This window comes from Leptospiraceae bacterium, assembly GCA_025059995.1.
Classification (GTDB): domain Bacteria; phylum Spirochaetota; class Leptospiria; order Leptospirales; family Leptonemataceae; genus SKYB61.
The window spans coordinates 122226-141554 of sequence record JANXCF010000005.1; the positions used below are offsets into that span (position 1 = coordinate 122226).

A 19329-nucleotide genomic window follows, 5' to 3' on the forward strand; every position below is an offset into this window, starting at 1 on the left:
AGTCCTTTTGTGATAGTCTTTGCAACGTTCTTTTTTGCGTTGGTATTTTGGGAAAGTTCTTTTTTACGCCCCTTTAAGCTTTTTGCTGTAGGTGTTCATGAAATCTTTCATAGTCTTGTGGCATTGATGTTTCAAGTAGATTCAATCCAAATGCATGTCTATCCAAATGAGTCTGGGAATACGAAAATCTACGGTGATTTATCTTTATTGCAAGTGTTTTTTATTGCCTCAGCTGGATATTTGGGAACTGCTATTTCTTCTATGTGGTTTTTGCGTGCTTGCATCAAAGAAGAACATTGGAAAATGTATTATATTTTGTTTAGCGGTTTGATTTTTTTGTTATCGTTTATTTTTATTCCCTTTGGAAGTTTGGGGTTTTGGATACTTTGGGGAGGTAGTTTGATACTGGGGGTGGCTTTTTTATTCAGTCAGAATTTGGCTTTTGGGCTTTTTGTTTTTTTGCAAAGCTTTTTGTTATTTTATAGTTTTTATGATTTGTTGGATTTTCGAAGTGATTCTCAAAATTCTGATGTTTATGTGTTGTACCAGTTTTTGAAGCAAAATTATTTTTATAATGGTGATTTTGAAGTTTTCCAAAAAGTGATTACAACATTTTGGGGGTTGGTAATTTTGTGGTTTTTTTACAAGTTGATTTTGACGTTTTTGAATTTCGATCAAAGACAAGATGAAGAACCGCCAAAAGAACTTCCCACAGAGCAAGTTATTTCAGCACTTCCTGAAAAAAAATCTCAGCCCGAAGAAAATCCACTTGAAGTAGATATCAAATAAAAAAGTCTTTCTTTTCAAAACAACAACTCTCAAAAAAAATGCTGAGAATTGTTTTTGTTTTTGCGTTAGTTTTTATTTTTTTCAGGACTTTGCTTACTTCTACTGTGGGATTTCAACTAAAATGGGATTTGTTTTTATGGGATCATTTTTACGAGCATGAATGGAATGAAGTTCTCGATCAAATTTCAAACAAAATCACACAAAAAGTTCCCATAGAAATCCAAATCGGGCAAATCCTTCATTCGGGGATCTCCGGAACCAAAGTTAATCCCGAATTGGCAAAACAAATCCAACATTATTGCTTAGGGGGATTTATTTTATTCAAGTCCAACATTGAGTCAAAAGAGCAACTCAAAATCTTAATTGATGATTTACAAAAACTGTCTTTAGAGCATTGTAAAATCCCATTGTTTTTTGGTATCGATCAAGAAGGAGGAAGAGTAGAACGTATCACAGGTTTTGTGAAGGATTTCCCATCGGCTATGGCGGTTGGACAAACTGGCAAATCAGAATACGCTTGGCTTATGGGATTCTTGACAGGCTATGAAATGTTTTCTTTAGGAATCCCATTGGTCTACGCACCAGTTGCTGATATTAACAATAATCCTTTAAATCCTGTCATTAATACCCGTTCTTTTGGAAGTGATGAAGAAACTGTCTCAAAAATGGTGGTATCTTACATTGAAGGAATCAATTACACCCATGCAATAGGTTTTTTAAAACACTTTCCTGGACATGGGGATACTACTATCGATAGTCACTTTGATTTACCCATCATCGATAAATCCGAAGAAGAATTATGGAAATTGGAATTAAAACCCTTTTTGAAAGGGATACGAGCAAAAGCCAAAGGAGTGATGATTGCCCATATCTTGTATCCAAAATTAGATGATGTGCCTTCAAGTTTGAGTAAGAAAATCATTCAGGAGCTACTAAAAAACAAAATGAATTTTCAAGGAATAGTTATCACCGATGCTTTGGAGATGAAGGCTGTTTCGCGTACTTATCTTGTAGAAGATTTGTCTTATCGAAGTTTTATCGCAGGAGTGGATATTTTACTTCTTACAGCTCAAAACCAAAACGTTGATAAGATTTATAAATTTTTTTTAGAGAAGTTGAAAAATAAAGAGCTCCCAAAAGAAAGGATTCAAGAGTCATTTCGAATGCAAATGGCGATGAAGCTTTCTTCTTTTTTGTTTCCCATAGAGCTCTTGATGAATGAATACCAAATTCCAAACGATTTATTAGAAAAATACAAGCAACTTTTTGAATTTAAAAATCAGATTTCTCAAAAAATCTATGAGAGAATACAAAAAAGATTCCCCAACATTGAATATCAGATTTCATACGAAGGGATACGTTCTTTGTATAAAAATTTTCCCAAGCTTGATTTGGATTCTTCAAGAGTTTTTGTTTTTTATCAAAAACAAACCAATTACGAAGAATGGAAAATGATCCAAAATCAAACCCCCGAAGTTATATTTTGGCTTGCTCCCTTTAATGAGTTCGAAATGTGGAAATACATCTTCGAAGAAGATGATTACGTTATCGTAGAAATCAAAAATTCAAACGAATGGAACGAAATCTCGCAGCAGGACCTAATATACAGAAAGCTTATTGGTTATTTTGATGGAGTGCCCTTTCAACCTTTTTTCATAAAAGAAAATCAATATATCATAGCTTCGTTTTCTCCCACTATCACATCCAACAAAGCCATGATTAGAAAAATCATGAATGACTCTATCCCAAAGGCAAGATTAAAATTAGCTCAAGAATAAGTATTTCAAACACATAAAAAACCTATTGACAACTCAAAAAAAAGGAATTATTTTTAAGTTGTGAAGTTCGTACAACATTTTATCGTTGGTATTTTATTTGCGGGTTCGTTGGCATTAGTGGGGTATTTCACAATCGTTTCTGATAGCGGACCTTTTGCACGACGTGGAAAGCAAATTGTTGTTTATTTTGATCAAGCAGAAGGAATCAAGAATGGCTCAAAAGTCACAGTGTTAGGAGTTCCTGCTGGAACAGTAGTAGATATGGATTTGGTTTCTGTGGATGAAAATGATATCCCTGTTCCTGATACTTCTCCTAAAAGGGTTCGTCAACGCGTTGCTGTGGCGATAGAACTAAAAAAAGAAGTAGTGTTTTATGATAACTATCAAATTTCTCTCAAAAATGAGTCTATTCTATCAGGAAAGATTGTAGCCATTGACCCAGGTGGATCAGATTTGAAAAATCACAGACGTTTGAATGTAACTTGGTATAACTCTTTGGATATTGAGAGGCTTGGGAAAAGCGCTATCAAAATGAACATAAACGATATCCAAGAAAAGAAAGCAACGGTGATTCTATCAGGCATTAATGCAGGAGATCCCATTGCAGGCTTATCAGAATTGATCGCAGAAAATCGCCATAATGTGAGAAGAACCTTACAAAACATAGCCGAAATCACAGATAAAATCAATCAAGGAAAAGGAACCGTAGGACAACTGATTAATGATAGCAAATTATATGATGATGCGAATACTTTAATTTCTAACGCAAAAATAACAGTAAGAGAAATGAGGGAAAATTTAGAAGATACTCGTGAACAAGCTCCTGTGACAAACTTCATTCGAATTTTACTCACTTCGTTTTAGACAGTATTTTAAAAAAATATTTGACGACTTCATTTGTAGAAAAAAATCAATCCAAAGCTCCGGTAGCTCAGGGGATAGAGTGGTGGACTTCGAATCCAGCGGTCGCAGGTTCGAATCCTGCCCGGAGCGATCTTGATCAAACTTCGTAAACTTCGCTTAAATCAATCCTACATTTCTAACCTAAAACTCTATTAAATTTTATTGCTCGGTTTTGAGTATAAAATTTTGTTTATTTAAAAATGTGGAGGTAATCATGGCGTTAGAAATTTATAGTCCTTCTTTTTCTCATGGTCAGCTTATACCAGAAGAATTTACTTGTGATGGGGCAGATATTTCTCCTCCCATTGGATGGAAGCAAATTCCCAAAGAAACAAAATCTTTAGCTCTCATTATGGATGATCCGGATGCACCCGTGGGTTTATGGGTGCATTGGGTAGTTTACAATATTCCACCTTTGATAGATTCATTACCTCAAAACGTCTCAAAAAAAGGAGTTGTTGAAATACAAGGACACAAAATCACCCAAGGGAAAAATAGTTGGAATCGTATTGGTTATGGAGGTCCTTGCCCACCTGATAAAGAACATCGGTATTTCTTTAAAATTTATGCTTTGAGTCAAGAAACAAATTTTCCCACAGGTCTTACAGCAAAGGAATTAGAACAAAAAATTTCTTCGATCATTCTTGAGAAAGCTGAACTCATGGGAAGGTATGATTTAAAAAAACGGAGAAAACGATAAATGCAGTCTATTACCCAAGACAAAACACAAAAAACAAAAATCATAATTGAAGAATTTCAGAGAAGCTACTTTCAGCAGATTCAAGAATTACAAAACAATATTCAAAATATTGATTTAGATTCCATTATTCAAGCAGTAGAATTGATACTTTTTTGTGAAGGAAAGTTAGCTTGTTCTGGTATGGGGAAATCAGGTTTGATTGCTCAAAAGCTTGCGGCAACTTTTTCTTCTTTGGGAACCCCTTCGTTTTTTCTTCATCCTGGCGAAGCTCTCCATGGAGATTTAGGTGTATTACAGAAGAATGATTTAGTTTTGGTGATTGCCAAGAGTGGAGAGTCCGAAGAAGTCATTCAAATGATGCAAATCATCAAAAAAATGGGAAATCCCATCATCTCTATATTAGGAAATGTTCGTTCTCGAGCTGCGAAATTGTCGGATGTTGTGATTAATGCCTATGTTCGAAAAGAAGCTGATCCTCTGAATCTAGCCCCTACATCTTCTACCACAGTTTCCCTTGTGATTGGGGATTCATTGGCTTCAACAGTGGCAAAACTAAAAAACTTCAAACCGGAGAATTTTGCCTTTTATCATCCCGCTGGACAATTAGGAAAACGTTTGCTTTTGAATGTGGAGGACTTGCTCATTTTGGATCAAGGCTCACCTGTGATAACTTACAATGCCTCAATCCAAGATTTACTCGTAACAATTACAAAGCCGAATTTGGGTGGGGCTATTATCGTAGATGAACAGAACAAAGTGATTGGAATTGTCACAGATGGTGATATTCGAAGAGCAATCATGAAGTTTGGAAATATCTTGAATTGTAGTATTGAGCAAATCATGACGAGAAACCCCATTTGCGTGAAAAAAGGAACCAAAGCCATTGATGCTCTACACATGATGGAGGATCGACCATCCCAAATTAGTGTTCTACCAGTGGTCGATGAGGATGACCGTCCCATTGGATTGCTACGGCTTCATGATATCGTGAAGGCGGGTTTATAGAGCTTGATTCCAGTAATTCCAGTGTTTCTAGTTATTTCCAGGGATGATATTTTCGGTATTCTTCTTTGAGTTTTGCTTTGCTTATCTTTGTGTAGATTTGCGTTGTAGTTAACTTCGCATGTCCTAACATTTCTTGTAGAGAACGAATGTCAAGTCCTTCGTTTAATAAATCCGTGGCAAAAGTATGACGGAATTTATGGGGATAGATTTTTGTTTGAAGTAGTTTTTGATACCTTTCGAATCGGAATCGAACTCCCCGATCCGTAAGGGGATTTCCTTTTTGGTTTATAAAAAGTTTTTGGGTTTTGGGCTTTAGGATATCCCGGTTCTGTAAATATTCTGAAAGAGCTGTTTTTGCATAACTTCCTACAAAAATATATCTTTGCTGATTTCTTTTTCCCGTGATTAAGATTTCCTCTTGGACTTCGAGAGAATTGTTCTGTTTGTTATTTTTCTTTATAACTTGATGAACCTCCAAAGAAAGTAATTCGTGGATTCTCATCCCTGAGGAGTAGAGTAGCTCAATTAGAGCTCTATCACGAAGAAATATTGTTTTTTTGATTGGGTCTTTTTCTGTTTTGATTTTTTGATTGATATAATCAAACAGAAAAGATAGTTCTTGAGGCTTTAATGCTTCTGGGAGTTGTGATTTTATTTTGGGAAGTGTCAGAGAAACTGGATTTTTCGAGATCAAATTTTGATTTTTCAAAAAACGATAAAAAGCCTTAATCGATGCAATCTTTCGTCTTTGGGTTTTTGATGAGATTTTTTTAGCTGTTTTTGATTTATCAAGATTGATTCCAACTAATTCAAAAAAATAGTCTCGAATATCGTTTGTTTCGACTTTCAAAAACGAAATTCCTTTTTGCTGAATAGCTAAAAGAAATTCAATTGTATCTGAAAGATAAGCTCTGATTGTATGTTTGGAGGCATTTTTTTGAATAACTAAGTATTGATAGAATTGATAAAGTATTTCAATTTCTTGATCAGATAAAACTTCCCATTTATTCGTTAAGTGGAATTCTTTTTGTATATGAATGAACTTTTTCATTAGCATTAGCTTAATGAATCATCGTCATTGTGAATTTTAATTTTGAGTTGAAGTTATGCAATTGCATCCTAAAACCAGTTTTGTTTACTGTGATAAAAAGCTTATCTTTTATACAAGTATGTAATCTTTTTAGAAAATTATTTTATTTCAATCAGAAAATTATTTTATTTCGATTAGACAAAAAATATGTGGTTCTGAAATGAATAAATATCAGTCTTTAAAAAGGAAGATTCTTTGGCTTTTGATACGGAATTTATTCATAATACAGCCTATAATATTTGGTTTATTGTTTGTAGTTCTAGGTTTCTATGCCTTTTTTCTCGATCGAAATGAATTAAAGAAAGATGTAGAAATTGTAGAAAATGTCTTCAAAAAGAACTTGAATGAAAAAGCTATGTTTTATGTGAATTGGATTGATTACGAAAGCCCCATTTTATACATGTCGGGGAAATATCCTGATTATGTTGTTAAGGAGATTGGTTCTTCAATTTACTACATGGATTTAGATTTTTTTGTTTCAGTTTATCCTAATGGAAAAGTAAAAGAACTTTTTTATTTTGAAAATTTTAAAATAGCACAACCCCCCAAAGAATTAGTAGATGTAATTTCTTCAATGAAAATTCCTTACATTAGAAAACGTGAGGATTATCAATATGGATTACTTCGAGTTCGGGATGATATCTATATCATTAGCATGGTAGGAAGTCTATGGTTTGGGGATGGATACAAAAATTCTTATGGAACCTTTATTTTCGGTCAAAATATTAAAAAGTTTTTAGAAAAATATATTAATCATCCAAAATGGGATGTCGAAGTAAAATTAACTTTAGAAAATAAATATAAAATTTCAGAACGGAAAAGTTATTCGCTTATCTCTCCATTGTATCAAGAAGGCAAGTTCTTGTTAAAAAGTTGGGATGGCCATCCGATTGGGTATATTGTTCTCAAGCGGTTTAATTTTTTTATCAATTTTTTTCTTTGGGGTAGTTTGGTTTTTATGATTATTGGTGGAGCAGGTGTTTTGTTTACTTTTTTTCTTTTACAGCGAACATTGGATCAAGCTTTAGTTTTTCGACTCAGAAAATTTAATGAAGAAATCAAAAAAATCAAATCAAACTTAGATGAAATTAGATTTTTACCCTTAGAGGACGAAGAAAAAGACGAAATTTATCAACTAAAAAGTGAGTTTAATGAATTACTTAACAATATAGTAGAATATAATTCAATTCATTATACGATGATTGAAATGCTAAAGTTAGAAGAAGAAAGATCAAAGAAACTCTTAGAAAATATTTTACCTAAAAAGATTATTTCCATTATTGATTATGGTAAACAAAATTTAATTGCAGAAGAATACCCAGAAGCTACCATCTTCTTTTGTGATATTGTGAATTATACCAAGTTAAGCAAAAAACTAACAGCTGAAGAGTTGGTGCGTTATTTGAATGATTTTTATACAGAATTTGATTTAATTTTAGAAAAATACAAAGTAGAAAAGATTAAAACGATAGGTGATTGTTACATGGCAGCAACGGGTTTACCTGATTATGATGAAAAACACATTGATAATATGATATACTTCGCTATTGAAGTTTTAGAAATCACAGAAAGATTCTCAAAGAAAAATAACATTGATTTAAAAGTAAGAATCGGAATTCATAGCGGTAAAGTAATTGGAGGTGTGATTGGATTAAAAAAATACATATTTGATATTTGGGGGGAGGTAGTTAATATTGCGAGTAGATTAGAAAGTTATGGTGTAGAAAACCATATCCAACTATCACAATTTTCTTATGAATTAATTAAAGATCCGATATTAAAATCCTTGTTTCATAAAAGAGGTAAAATCATAATAAAAAAAGAATTGGAAATCATTACCTATCTAAGTAAATCTTTACATGAAATTAATTCAGTTTTTGAATCAAAAATAAGTTAAAAACTGGTATTTCTATAAAATTTGTTTATAAATTTTTTAAGATATTTTCAAAATATCCCAAAAAATTTCTCTGAACTTCTTTGGGTTCAAGGATGTAAACGAATCTTGCAAAAGGAATGAAGGTTTCTATTACACTTGAAGGATAAATTGTTCTTATTCTTCCCATCTTCCATTCTCGTTCGTTGATTGTTTGAGCTTTATCTAAAATCTCAAAGTTCCATTGGTTTGAAAGGTTTAGTTCAACTATTGGATCATAAAGAAAAATAATTTCCATGACTGCTTCAGAGTCGATTTTTTGAAGGATTTCTTGAACTTTACTTTCTAACAGTTGGTAGTCAATTGAAATTTTCATTTGGGTCTTTAATTGATTTTTTTGGGGATCAAACTTAACAATTCGATCCAATCGATAAAGTTTTATGTCCTCTGTAGAAAATTTGTAATCAATTCCTACTATATATTTTATATTTTGATACGAAGTGGTATCTATAGGAATGATTTTTTTCAATTCAACGTGAGTAGATGCTGGTTTTTTGTAATAAAATTCGACGATTTTCTTTAAGCTATCTGGTAGCTCTGATTGAATGGCTTTTTTATTGAATGCTACGATTTCAGAAAGTTTTTCTTCCAGTTCTTCAATACGATAGCGATCGATGAATTTGATGGGGTAAATTTTCAAAATTTTTCTTAATAGATTTTCGTTTGATATGAAATTAGCAATTATCTCGAAATCTTCCATGGTGAGCGGTAAGCGTAAATTCGAGAAAAATTTAACAGGAACATTAAATATTAATTTCATTCCATTTTTTGAAGTATAAAAGTCAATGTTGTAGTGATAATCTTCTAAAAAGTCATTGAGTTGACTAATGAAGTTTTCTATTTCATTTTTATTTTTCGTGGCTAGAATTTCTTTTAGTTTTTTTACACTGATGCTTGGTTTTTTATTTTTTGATTCCTTTCTTTTTAAAATTTCTATTACGACTGCTAATGCTGATAAGTACTTTATTATGTTTTTTTTACTTGCCATAAGAACTTAACTCTCTTTCTAAAGAATTGTAAAATTCTATTGTTTCTTCTAAATATTTTTTATAGCTATCGAAAATATCAGATTGTTCTATGTTTACTACCATATCTGGATATTTTGATATAAATCGAAAAAAACCTTCAGTATTAAATATTTTTACATCCATCGTTATTGTTTTTTCTTTTTCGCTTTTACCTATAATCCTATATGTTGGATAATTGTAGTTCGGAAAAGTAAATGGTAATGTGATTTGATCTAAAAACAAATCTTTATAGTAGCTTTTTATAGTAATCTTGATTCTCATGGGATTCTTCTCATTGCTAATAAAAAAAGGGTGTGGAAGGTTTCTATAAATATCTCTAATAGGAACAAAAATTTTATTAGATGTATTAGGTTCATTTGGATCACCAACAATTTCGACTTTTAAATAAGAGGGATTAGATATTGCTTCATATGATAAAATGTTTGAATAAATAAAATTTCGAATTTCACTTTTTTCATAATCCCAAGATATCAGGTAAAAAATTCTTAGATTCTTATAAATTATCAAGGGATATATTACTCTACTTATAATATCCCCATTTTTTTTACGATATATTATTTTTATGGGTTTTTTTCTTGAGATTAATCTGAACAATTCTATTAGAGGTGTTGTATTGTGATTGTTATGATTTGATTTTGTAAGAAGCCGAAGTTGATTAAGGTCTGACTCATTATAATTCTTGATAATCTTAAGCAGCTTTTTTATGAACCTCAATTCTGAGAAAAATAACTTGTAATACAAAGAAATCAGTTTGTCTCTGTATGCTTTATTGTTAGTGTTTTGGATTTGATACAATATCCCTTTTGCTATTTTCTTTTTTTCCCCTTCATTTAAGACAAGATCTTCTGATTTAATTTTTTTACTTAGGTTGAGATTTACGTCAATTCCTAATTCCTGAAGAAAATCCCTATCTCGTTTAAATTGTTTTAAAATAGTTTTCTTCTTTTTTTTATCTTGACCATAGATTTTTTTTAACTCTCTTAATTTATTTCCTTCTTTATCATTGATTATTTTTTTCACTGAACTGAAGTATTCTATTAGTTCCAAAGTTCTTTGAAGATTGTTTTGCCTTTCCTTATCATCATTATTACTTCTTTTACTTTTACTTATAGACATACAAAAACTCCTTTAATAAATTTAAATTTTATGTCAACTTTTCCCAGAAAAATATATCAGAAAAATTATAGTAAAAAATCTTAATCAATTTTTTCTTATGAGTGAACTAAATTGGAAAAATCGACTTTTGTATTTGACAATATTTTTTATAAATTTATCATAGTAGCAATAATGAATCATAATCATTAGGAGGAGAGAATGAGTAAGAAATTTACATTACTTTTGGCTATCTCTTTTGTTTTTGTAGGAGCATTGTATTCCCAAAGTGCGTATTTAGGCTATGGTTTAGGGGTGCAATTTAACGTTGGCGATCTTGGTTCTACCATTACGAAAGATGGATTGGATAACGCTATAGGTGATCAAAAAATCATCATTCCCGAGAACACAATTGATGTGTGGTCAAAAAGTGGCTTTGCTAAGGCAAAGATTAGTGGTGCCATGCATGGTGGTATTTTGAATGTTTTCTATGAACGAGAATCTACTTCTACTTTCTGGAGAGTAGGTCTTGAATACACAAAAAAGATTTTAGGTGGAAAGACCTCAGCGAGTATCTTAGGGATCTATCAAAATGTAAGTCAAAATTGGGATTTCGTAAGTTACTACATTCCCTTTATTTACGGTATCAAAGCGGGGGTGGGTGAAGCTTCTTCTGTCTATGGTGGTATTGGTATTAATTACCATCGTGGTGGATGGTCCTTGAGTGGAACTGTGGATGGAGCTACGCCTTGTTTTGTCGGCTTACAATTCGGAACTTACTTACTTTGTGGTTTCGGACCTTGGGGTGATGCCGAGTTAAGAACAGCAGTTGCATTTGCACGTCAACAAAATTTACCAACATCGTCTATACTTAATACGGTTGATCAATCGAAGTTTTATCGAGGAGCTATTTTTGGTGAGAAGGTTGTTTTTGATGTTAATGGCGTAGGTTATAATTTAGTGATTGGTTTTGAAAATAGGCTCCAAAACAAAAGCAAATTCTACATCGAAATCGAATACTTTGTTGGTGGTGGAATGGATAATGCACCCGTGCAAGCTATTGGAACCATTTCTCAATTGGCTTCTACGGGAAACCTTTCTTATCCTGTGAATCTTAGCGGTATTCGTTGGAAATTAGGTCTCAAACAACCCCTCTAAAATTCCATCCCCCCAATTCGGGGGATGATTCCTGTCCTTCAACATTCACTCAAAAAAATTTAATTTCATCATAATATAAGAATTCCCCATCCTAATATTGATTTAGTTTTCTAAATATAAACTCAAAATTGAATAACTATTGATTAAAAAAAATAACTAAATAGAATTGTTTTGTGTTAAAACAAATATACGGTGATTTCGTTCAGAGATTGATACACGAAATTCAGTCATATTACAAAGAAAATTTAGTATCAATAGTTCTGTTTGGTTCAGTAGCAAGAGGAGTGTTTCGTAATGACTCTGATATTGACGTTCTTATTGTTTGTGAGGTTTTACCTCGAGGAGCTACAAAACGAATGGAAGAATTTTTATTGATTGAAGATCGCTTGGAGAATGAACTTCGTGATTTACGAAAAAAAGAAGTTTGGATTCAAATCTCACCTGTTTTGAAAACAAAAGAAGAAGTTCTTTTGGGAAGTCCCTTATTTTTGGATTTTGTTTTCGATGCGAAAATCTTGTATGATAAAGAAAATTTTTTCAATCATTATATTTCCCAATTCAAACGAAAGCTCGAACAATCAGGAGCAAAACGAATCCAAAAAGATATGCATTGGTACTGGATTTTAGATCCAAAATTGGATTTATGACATTTGAGGGCTTAGCCAAAAGTTATTTCGAAAAAGCTATGGTAAGGCTTGAGGTTTTATATTTTCTCAAGGAAAAAAAAGCCTTTTCGGACGTGGTTCGAGAAGCTCAAGAAGCTGTGGAGTTAGCGACAAAAGGAATGCTACGAATGAAAGGTATTGAACCTCCAAAGTATCATGATGTAAGTTATTTAATTCTTGAACTCAGACAAACTTTTCATGAGCTACAAGATCACGAAATACACGAGTTGGTGCGAATTTCCAAACGATTACGGAAAGAACGAGAATTGGCGTTTTATGGTGATGTGGATTTTATCCCGACTATCGAATATAAAGAAAGTGATGCCTTGCAAGCCATTCAAGAAACTGAATTTGTTATCAATGTGGCAAAAAAGATATTTTCAATAGAATGATCATTTAATATTTACTTCATACTTTATGTGTCATTCAAAATGTCTCGAACTTTCAACCATACATCTTTTGCTTCATCAAAAGGAATGAGATCCAGGATCATCCAATCATGCTGCATGTAAGGATATTCATAAAAATAAAAAGAAGGATGTGGATTTTTAAAGAAGAACTCTTTTGCATCAGGAAAAAGAATATCGTGGGTTCCCATGAATAGATGAATTTCAGGAAGAAAATCATATGGATGGTATAGAGGGCTTACTTCGGGGTTTTTGGGATTGTTTTCACTGTATAGTTTTCCCGCCATCATCAGTCCGTTTCTCGTGAGTATGAAATCTTTTGATTCAATATTTTCTATTTTAGGATTTTCCATAGATAAATCAACCCAAGGGGAAAACAAAATGACTTTTTTGGGCATTTCATCTTTCGAAAGTTTTTGTAAAAGGACTAAAGCCAAATTCCCTCCCGCAGAATCACCTATAATGATGATGTCTTTTTCGTTCGTTTTTAGGTAATCATAAAAATTCTTACAGAATGCGATGATTTCTTTGTATTTATAGTGAGGGACGGTAGGATAATCTGGTGCGTAAATGATTGCTGAAGAAATCTTCTGAAGTTTTTTTATCATGAGCCAATGAAAGAGATAAAAGCTTCGTAGAAAAGCACCCCCATGAAGAACAAGAATCAAGATCGAGATTTTCTCTTCTTTTTGAGGATTAAAAACAAATACATTTCTATTTTGAAAGGATTGAACTTGATACGTCTTTTTTGAAAACATGAACTTTGGAGGTTTTGGGAATTCATATATTTCTTTGGAGATTTTTTTCGATTTTTGATAACTATTCATTGCTTTTTCAAAGGCAAATTTCTTTCGTTGGATCTTCAAGAGTAATTCCAGAAGTTTGCTCAAATATGATGGTGAATTTGGGTGTATATAGTAGTTAGGCGTTTCTTTCATCTTGCATTAAGTAATTCTGAACGTAATCCATCACAGCTTCTCGTAAAGGGGTGATAGTCTCGTGATAACCAGAGGCTCGTAATTTCTCGATAGGTGCTTGCGTATAATACTGGTATGATTTTCTTAAATCCTCTGGCATTTCTATAAATTCAATGTTTTTTGGTATCTTCATAGCTTCAAAGATGGGTTCAACTAATTCCAACCATGTAGATGCTTTACCGCTTCCAATATTGAAAATCCCAGAAGCTGTTGGATTTTCCAAGATAAAAAACACTGTCATTTTAGCTGCATCTTTTACATAAAGAAAATCCCTCATTTGCTTGCCGTCTTCGAAGTCAGGATGATAACTCTTAAAGAGCTGAATCTTTCCCGTCATACGAATCTGTCGAAAACCTTTTAAAACCATAGATTGCATATTTCCCTTGTGATATTCATTAGGTCCGAAAACATTAAAATATTTGAGTCCAACAAACAGATTCGTATGTTCGAAAAAGCCATTTCTTTTTAACCACAAATCAAAAAGATGTTTCGAGTATCCATAAGGATTTAATGGTTGAAGTTTTTCTAGATCTTCGATGTTATCATCAAATCCCATTTTTCCATCTCCATACGTAGCAGCACTTGATGCGTAAATCATTCGGATATTGTATTGGTATGCTTTGATGGCTAATTGCTTTGAGTATTCGTAATTATTTTTTATTAAGTACGAGGCGTCTTTTTCAGTAGTAGATGAACACGCACCTAAATGAAAAATGGCTTTAACATCTTGAAGAAATGAGTTATTTTCAATCATTTTTAAAAACTCTTCTTTTTCGTAGTAGTCAACAAATCTGAGGTTTCGTAGATTTTTCCATTTTTCTGATTTTCCTAAATGATCCACACAGATAATTTGCTCAATGCCATTTTGATTTAATTCACGAACGACCGCACTTCCAATAAAACCCGCAGCTCCTGTAACAATATAAAGTAATTTCTTTCGTTCCCTTTCCCTAAAGAAAAAATACATAAAAAACAAAATCCCATCAAAAGAGGTAGCGTCAAAATCTTTTATTATGATTTTTTAAAAATATCCCAAATGTTTATTTTCTAAAAAGTATTTGCTTATTGACTCCGTTTTTGTTATTTTGTTATCGAAAAATTTTCTTTGGTGTCGGGTGATGATGACTTCTCTTATGAAGTATTTTTATCTTTGGCTTATGATCGTTTTTGTTCTAAGTTGTGCATCTACAAATGCGGGGATAGCCTCATCAAACATACCGATCAATCCAGCTGTGACTGAAATTCAATACATTACAACAGATACAGTTCGGAAGGACTGGTGGGTATTTGATGTGGGTGTTTTCGGCTTGCCTTTGGAAGAACCTCCCATAGATGAAGCCCTCAAAGAATTACAACAAAAACACGAAGGGGATGCTTTGATTAACATCAGGTATTATACCCAACGGTCTGTTTTTTTGATGTTATCAAAGAATTCTATTATCATAAAAGCCGATGTAGTAAAACTCATTCCCAAGACGACTCCGCCACCAGAACCCAAAGACACGCGGGAACGAAAGCGATAACTATGAGGAAGTTTTCGCTTTTATGGTTGGTTTCCTTTTCTTTTTGTGTTGAGACAGGTTATATCGATAGTATGTTGATTGTGCCAGAAGCATCGAATCTTTATCGGGATGATCTTTATGTGGTTTGTCCAAAAGAAATTCCTCGATCTCAAGAACAAGAAGAAACTTCATTTTCTATTGAATACGTACCTTTGCGAGATTACAAAGGAGGATGTGATGTTCAGGGGGAAGTGTCTCAGTTTTATTTATTTCATTTGATCCCAATATCGGGAAGTTTGGATCCAGAATATGCTCTGGGTACCATGGTCCAAAAATATGAAGGAGATACCATCATCAATATTCGTGCATGGCATGAAAGTCATTATTATAACGTTTTAGGGCAGGTTCGCCTTTTAAAACTAAAAGGAACGGTCATTAAGTTTCAAATACCACGATGAGGGCTCCAAATTTGATTTTATTTGGAATTTTGGTTTTAAGTTCATATTGTGTAGTTGAGGATGCTTCCATAAATTTTGTGGATGCGTATATAGAAATCCAAAAAGCAGTAGAATACAAACAGAAAGAATGTGGGAATCGTCCACCCAATGATTTTATCCCACCCCCAAATATTGACGAAGATAGCTTACGATTATGTAGCTTATATATCTTGAGGTTGCCTTGTCCCTTTGATGAATATCCAATTTATTGTTATGATTTATACTGGAATGTTATATTTAAAGAATAAATTAGCATTTTTGTTGTTTTTGTTTTTGTTGATGGTTAAGAGTGTTTATGGTTTTGAAGTAACTATTCAGGTTTTTGATGCAAAGCGACAGCCTGTCTCTGATGCAAGGGTGATTATCGCCGAGACAAAAGAATTTAAATTCACTGACAAAGAAGGAAAGGCAGTTTTTGATATTCCTCAGCCTGGATTTTATCAAGTTCGAGTGGTATTACCAGATGGAAATGTATTACAGCCTTCTGTTCAAGTATTAGGGAAAGGTCAGCTCATACCCCTTTACACTTCTGAGCCAAAACCAGAAAGAACTCCCAGAGAACAAATTGTTTCGGATCAAGGTGTGATTGTTGTAGGAAGAAGAGAACTTCCTCCCTCTTCTGTATATACTGTTCGATTAGATCAAATCAAACGACTTCCTGGTCAATTTGGAGAAGCCATCCGAGGGATTGAAAATTTGCCCGGAGTTGTGGCACCTCCTTTTGGTTCGGGTGAGGTAGCATTAAGGGGTTCTAATCCCGATTCGAATTCTTTCTACGTTGATGATTTACCCATTGCTTTTGCTTATCACTTAGGAGGGTTGAGCTCTGTAATTCAAAATGAATTCATCCAAAGTATAGACGTATATACGGGATCTTATCCTGCCAAATACGGAGATGCCACAGGGGGTGTGATTGCCATTTTTACTCCTGATGAGGTAGAACGAACCAATGGAGTTGCTTCCATTAGTGTTTGGGCTACGAATTTGCTTTTACAAGTTCCTTATCAAAATTCGAGTTATGTTGTTTTAGGAGGTAAGGTCTCGTATTTGGATCAGACACTGCGTCCCCTTTTACCCAAAACCATAACGTTAGTGCCGAAGTATCAAGATTTACAAATCAAAATCAAACATCAATTGTCGAATACTCAGTCTCTATTTTTTTATGTGATTGGCTCAAGAGATTCTTTTGTAGCAAGAATCAAAGAAAAACCATTTGAAAACCCTCTGAAAGAACCACCGCCAGATTTGATAGGACTGCGTGGAGCTGTTGATCGGGATTTCATAACAACTGCGATACGCCATCGCTTTCAGCCTTCATCGTTTTTTCAAAACGAGACAACTCTCATTTATTATACCCGTAGAGTCTATATTGATGCTTCGATTGGAAATATCAGTGCGAAATTTACAAGAACGGACGGCTATGGAGCTCTTAGAAACGAAACAAGATTGGGGTTGATTGAGAATTTGTTAAACTTTGAATTTGGAGTAGAACTACGAAATCTTATCTATAACAATAAAGGAGAGTTTCCAAGGCCAAAAGATCCCTTAAATCCAAATCCTGATCCCTATAAAATTGATCCTCCAGATTACGAAAAGGTACCCGTGAACGATTCTTTCTTCTCACCTTTTTCGGTGGCATATGGGATTTTAGTTTTTAAGAACCGTTGGTTGGAGTTTCGTCCGGGAATACGCTATGAATACTTTTCATTGAATAAACAAGCAGTTCTGGTGCCAAGGGGATCTTTTGCCATCAGATTGACAGAAAACTTGAAGTTGATTGGAGGTGGTGGAATATATCATCGGGTGCCAAGTCCGAATGAATACTCACCCACATCTGGAAATCCCAATCTACGATTCGAAAAGGCTTCTCACACCTCAGGAGGGTTTGAGTACCAATGGAGAGATTGGCTTTTTCGAGTGGAAGGTTTCAAACAATATTATGATGATTTAGTTATCCAAGACCCCTACATTACGACTCCCATCAAGATCAATCAGGATCCTATCCGAAAATACGAAGAACCCATTTTGTTCAATGCTCCCCTTTATTTTTCGAACAGGGGTGATGGACGTTCCTATGGTGCTGAGGTGTTTATCCGATTTGATCCTCCACGCTCAAAAGGATTGTATGGCTGGCTTTCTTACACTCACAGTGTGTCGAAACGTCGTGATCATTTACGCAGACTAACAGAAGACGAGAAAAAACAAGTAATTAGTGCAAACGAGAGAAGACTATGGCAATATTACGATAATTCAAAACTAATCTCTGCTGATTTCGATCGAAGACATCTTGTGAGATTAATCATAGGCTGGAAAATCAATCCTACTTATCAAATTGGCATACGCTGGCGATACCAAACATCACCACCCTATACTGTAGTTGTAGGAGATGACGGCGGCAAAAACAAAAACAATGGTCGACCTTTATTCCAACCAAAACTTTCTGAAGAAACTAATACTTTTCGTTCGAAACCCTATCATAGCTTAGATATTCGTTTTGATAAATTTGTTAATTATGAATGGGGTTATGGAAATATTTTCGTTGAACTCATTAATGTGTATTTACGTCAAAACATAGGTGGATTTGCTTTCAATCGAGCTTTGCCCTTTACTCCTATCAATCCAAGGCCAGCCCCTGAATTTGGAACTTTAGAAATCACGCAAGGAAAACGAAAAATTCGAATTCCCTTATTCAACTTAGGTTTTGAGGTAAAGTTCTGATGAGAAAAATAGTAGTATTGATTATACTTTTCTTTTGGAGCTGTGAGCAGTCTCCAAAATACGAAGAAAAAGAGAACCTAAGAAATCTCTATGTGTTTGTCAATCTACTACCCACCGAAGAAAAACTCAAGGAAATTTGTATTGACTCCGAAAAACAAGCATTGAATTGTTCTGGTCTCAATCAATTTTCTTATTTTGGAATTATAAGTAAATTTTATAAAATTACTATAACTTCTTCATCACCTGAGGTTTATTGTGATTCCTTGATACGTTCAGAAATTTTCGAAGAAGGAAAGTTCAGCTTAGATGCTAGAAGATGCCACTTTGATTGTAATCAGAAGTTCTGGCAGTCAAAAGAAAACTGTAGCTCTTCTGTTACTTTAGAAGAATATTCAAAGTGTTTACCGGGGATTTGGGCAGTCCAATGTGAAAATGTAAGCTTCAAACGTTGCTTACGTAATTGTTTCGAAAATGGAGATCCAATCTGGTTCATTCAGTGATATCTTTTGAGATGATTTCTTCGATTTCTTCTTCTCTAAACCCCAAATATAGAAGTTTGTTGTAAATTTTTTGTTTTCTTTTGGTAGGTGGTATGTTTGATAAACTTTTCTGAAGGGACTTCAAGACCTGAAGGGCTTTGTTTTTCCAAAACTCAGATGGAATATTTGCTAATTCTTCTTGTATATGTTCCTCATGGTAGCCTTCTTGAAGAAGCAGAAATTTAATTTTATGATAACCCAAGTGGTTTTCCAAGTGAAGTTGCATTCGTAATTTTAAACTTGTTTTATAATTCCAAAGATTTTGATTTTCTAAATATTTCAAAAAGTCTTGAAAATCAAAGGACAAGTTCTTTTGTTCATTTAGGTCCATTTTCCTAAGTTTTTTCAATATCGATGAGGGTGGAGTAGATGGCGAAATTTTCGATAACTTTGACACCACATATTGATAAAAATCCTGATTTTGAAATCGCTTAAAATCAAAATGATAAACATTTTTTTCTTTTCTCAAAAATGAATATAAATCATCTTTTGGCATCGAATCATAAAAAAATTAAATTGAAAGTTAAGTATATCAAAATTTGATTCCT

20 protein-coding genes and 1 tRNA gene are annotated in these 19329 nt (G+C 33.5%); 15 read left to right on the forward strand and 6 right to left on the reverse strand.

The window, feature by feature from the left end; all coding sequences use genetic code 11:
- Positions 1–9: 9 nt before the first annotated feature.
- From NZ853_08310 to NZ853_08335, 6 genes are all read left to right on the forward strand, one after another.
- Positions 10–789, forward strand: a complete 780-nt coding sequence (locus NZ853_08310) for a M50 family metallopeptidase (protein ID MCS7205687.1) — start codon at positions 10–12, stop codon at positions 787–789.
- 38 nt (positions 790–827) lie between these two features.
- The gene (locus tag NZ853_08315) at positions 828–2567 is read left to right on the forward strand and encodes a glycoside hydrolase family 3 protein (GenBank protein MCS7205688.1); all 1740 of its coding nucleotides are present in this window, start codon (positions 828–830) and stop codon (positions 2565–2567) included.
- A 60-nt stretch (positions 2568–2627) separates the two neighbouring features.
- Positions 2628–3431: an MlaD family protein gene (locus tag NZ853_08320; protein ID MCS7205689.1), complete on the forward strand. Its 804-nt coding sequence runs from the start codon at positions 2628–2630 to the stop codon at positions 3429–3431.
- A 56-nt stretch (positions 3432–3487) separates the two neighbouring features.
- Positions 3488–3560: transfer RNA gene (locus tag NZ853_08325), tRNA-Arg, on the forward strand.
- A 124-nt stretch (positions 3561–3684) separates the two neighbouring features.
- Complete coding sequence (locus NZ853_08330) at positions 3685–4170, forward strand: YbhB/YbcL family Raf kinase inhibitor-like protein (GenBank protein MCS7205690.1); 486 nt, start codon at positions 3685–3687, stop codon at positions 4168–4170.
- Entirely contained in the window at positions 4171–5175 is a 1005-nt protein-coding gene (locus NZ853_08335; protein ID MCS7205691.1) for a KpsF/GutQ family sugar-phosphate isomerase, read from the forward strand.
- 31 nt (positions 5176–5206) lie between these two features.
- Here the strand turns inward: NZ853_08335 and NZ853_08340 are convergent, their stop codons facing one another.
- A complete protein-coding gene (locus NZ853_08340; protein MCS7205692.1) occupies positions 5207–6226 on the reverse strand; it encodes a tyrosine-type recombinase/integrase in 1020 nt (339 codons plus the stop codon).
- 199 nt (positions 6227–6425) lie between these two features.
- On the opposite strand from NZ853_08340, the gene NZ853_08345 reads away from it, so the two are divergent.
- The gene (locus NZ853_08345) at positions 6426–8162 is read left to right on the forward strand and encodes a hypothetical protein (protein MCS7205693.1); all 1737 of its coding nucleotides are present in this window, start codon (positions 6426–6428) and stop codon (positions 8160–8162) included.
- A 25-nt stretch (positions 8163–8187) separates the two neighbouring features.
- On the opposite strand, the gene NZ853_08350 is transcribed toward NZ853_08345, so the two are convergent.
- Both NZ853_08350 and NZ853_08355 read right to left on the reverse strand, forming a co-directional pair.
- The gene (locus NZ853_08350; GenBank protein ID MCS7205694.1) at positions 8188–9186 is read right to left on the reverse strand and encodes a hypothetical protein; all 999 of its coding nucleotides are present in this window, start codon (positions 9184–9186) and stop codon (positions 8188–8190) included.
- Positions 9176–10342 carry a WYL domain-containing protein gene (locus NZ853_08355; protein MCS7205695.1) on the reverse strand — a complete coding sequence of 389 codons (1167 nt, stop codon included), beginning with the start codon at positions 10340–10342 and terminating at the stop codon, positions 9176–9178. The genes NZ853_08350 and NZ853_08355 overlap by 11 nt, the downstream gene beginning before the upstream one ends.
- Before the next feature lie 198 nt (positions 10343–10540).
- On the opposite strand from NZ853_08355, the gene NZ853_08360 reads away from it, so the two are divergent.
- The 3 genes from NZ853_08360 (at position 10541) to NZ853_08370 (ending at position 12533) form a co-directional block, all read left to right on the forward strand.
- The gene (locus NZ853_08360; protein MCS7205696.1) at positions 10541–11476 is read left to right on the forward strand and encodes a porin OmpL1; all 936 of its coding nucleotides are present in this window, start codon (positions 10541–10543) and stop codon (positions 11474–11476) included.
- Positions 11477–11649: 173 nt separating this feature from the next.
- Positions 11650–12123 carry a nucleotidyltransferase domain-containing protein gene (locus tag NZ853_08365; protein MCS7205697.1) on the forward strand — a complete coding sequence of 158 codons (474 nt, stop codon included), beginning with the start codon at positions 11650–11652 and terminating at the stop codon, positions 12121–12123.
- A complete protein-coding gene (locus tag NZ853_08370) occupies positions 12120–12533 on the forward strand; it encodes a HEPN domain-containing protein (GenBank protein ID MCS7205698.1) in 414 nt (137 codons plus the stop codon). Before NZ853_08365 ends, NZ853_08370 begins: the two co-directional genes overlap by 4 nt.
- 23 nt (positions 12534–12556) lie before the next feature.
- Here NZ853_08370 and NZ853_08375 read toward each other — a convergent pair whose 3' ends face one another.
- Complete coding sequence (locus NZ853_08375) at positions 12557–13486, reverse strand: alpha/beta hydrolase (GenBank protein ID MCS7205699.1); 930 nt, start codon at positions 13484–13486, stop codon at positions 12557–12559.
- Entirely contained in the window at positions 13470–14492 is a 1023-nt protein-coding gene (gene rfaD / locus NZ853_08380) for an ADP-glyceromanno-heptose 6-epimerase (protein MCS7205700.1), read from the reverse strand. Before rfaD ends, NZ853_08375 begins: the two co-directional genes overlap by 17 nt.
- A gap of 151 nt (positions 14493–14643) precedes the next feature.
- On the opposite strand from rfaD, the gene NZ853_08385 reads away from it, so the two are divergent.
- The 5 genes from NZ853_08385 to NZ853_08405 are packed head-to-tail and all read left to right on the forward strand — an operon-like array spanning position 14644 to position 18742.
- Entirely contained in the window at positions 14644–15048 is a 405-nt protein-coding gene (locus NZ853_08385; protein ID MCS7205701.1) for a hypothetical protein, read from the forward strand.
- A gap of 2 nt (positions 15049–15050) precedes the next feature.
- The gene (locus tag NZ853_08390; protein MCS7205702.1) at positions 15051–15485 is read left to right on the forward strand and encodes a hypothetical protein; all 435 of its coding nucleotides are present in this window, start codon (positions 15051–15053) and stop codon (positions 15483–15485) included.
- Positions 15482–15772, forward strand: a complete 291-nt coding sequence (locus tag NZ853_08395) for a hypothetical protein (GenBank protein ID MCS7205703.1) — start codon at positions 15482–15484, stop codon at positions 15770–15772. Before NZ853_08390 ends, NZ853_08395 begins: the two co-directional genes overlap by 4 nt.
- Complete coding sequence (locus NZ853_08400) at positions 15753–18242, forward strand: TonB-dependent receptor (GenBank protein ID MCS7205704.1); 2490 nt, start codon at positions 15753–15755, stop codon at positions 18240–18242. The genes NZ853_08395 and NZ853_08400 overlap by 20 nt, the downstream gene beginning before the upstream one ends.
- Entirely contained in the window at positions 18242–18742 is a 501-nt protein-coding gene (locus tag NZ853_08405) for a hypothetical protein (protein MCS7205705.1), read from the forward strand. Before NZ853_08400 ends, NZ853_08405 begins: the two co-directional genes overlap by 1 nt.
- Here NZ853_08405 and NZ853_08410 read toward each other — a convergent pair.
- The gene (locus NZ853_08410; GenBank protein ID MCS7205706.1) at positions 18732–19277 is read right to left on the reverse strand and encodes a RecX family transcriptional regulator; all 546 of its coding nucleotides are present in this window, start codon (positions 19275–19277) and stop codon (positions 18732–18734) included. The genes NZ853_08405 and NZ853_08410 overlap by 11 nt on opposite strands.
- Positions 19278–19329: the final 52 nt, after the last annotated feature.

Bases quoted from the DNA above. Each gene is read 5' to 3' on its own strand.
- NZ853_08315 (MCS7205688.1), top strand. From the start codon at position 828: ATGCTGAGAATTGTTTTTGTTTTTGCGTTAGTTTTTATTTTTTTCAGG.
- NZ853_08330 (MCS7205690.1), top strand. From the start codon at position 3,685: ATGGCGTTAGAAATTTATAGTCCTTCTTTTTCTCATGGTCAGCTTATA.
- NZ853_08335 (MCS7205691.1), top strand. From the start codon at position 4,171: ATGCAGTCTATTACCCAAGACAAAACACAAAAAACAAAAATCATAATT.
- NZ853_08340 (MCS7205692.1), bottom strand. From the start codon at position 6,226: ATGAAAAAGTTCATTCATATACAAAAAGAATTCCACTTAACGAATAAA.
- NZ853_08345 (MCS7205693.1), top strand. From the start codon at position 6,426: ATGAATAAATATCAGTCTTTAAAAAGGAAGATTCTTTGGCTTTTGATA.
- NZ853_08350 (MCS7205694.1), bottom strand. From the start codon at position 9,186: ATGGCAAGTAAAAAAAACATAATAAAGTACTTATCAGCATTAGCAGTC.
- NZ853_08355 (MCS7205695.1), bottom strand. From the start codon at position 10,342: ATGTCTATAAGTAAAAGTAAAAGAAGTAATAATGATGATAAGGAAAGG.
- NZ853_08360 (MCS7205696.1), top strand. From the start codon at position 10,541: ATGAGTAAGAAATTTACATTACTTTTGGCTATCTCTTTTGTTTTTGTA.
- NZ853_08370 (MCS7205698.1), top strand. From the start codon at position 12,120: ATGACATTTGAGGGCTTAGCCAAAAGTTATTTCGAAAAAGCTATGGTA.
- NZ853_08375 (MCS7205699.1), bottom strand. From the start codon at position 13,486: ATGAAAGAAACGCCTAACTACTATATACACCCAAATTCACCATCATAT.
- rfaD (MCS7205700.1), bottom strand. From the start codon at position 14,492: ATGTATTTTTTCTTTAGGGAAAGGGAACGAAAGAAATTACTTTATATT.
- NZ853_08385 (MCS7205701.1), top strand. From the start codon at position 14,644: ATGATGACTTCTCTTATGAAGTATTTTTATCTTTGGCTTATGATCGTT.
- NZ853_08390 (MCS7205702.1), top strand. From the start codon at position 15,051: ATGAGGAAGTTTTCGCTTTTATGGTTGGTTTCCTTTTCTTTTTGTGTT.
- NZ853_08395 (MCS7205703.1), top strand. From the start codon at position 15,482: ATGAGGGCTCCAAATTTGATTTTATTTGGAATTTTGGTTTTAAGTTCA.
- NZ853_08400 (MCS7205704.1), top strand. From the start codon at position 15,753: ATGTTATATTTAAAGAATAAATTAGCATTTTTGTTGTTTTTGTTTTTG.
- NZ853_08405 (MCS7205705.1), top strand. From the start codon at position 18,242: ATGAGAAAAATAGTAGTATTGATTATACTTTTCTTTTGGAGCTGTGAG.
- NZ853_08410 (MCS7205706.1), bottom strand. From the start codon at position 19,277: ATGCCAAAAGATGATTTATATTCATTTTTGAGAAAAGAAAAAAATGTT.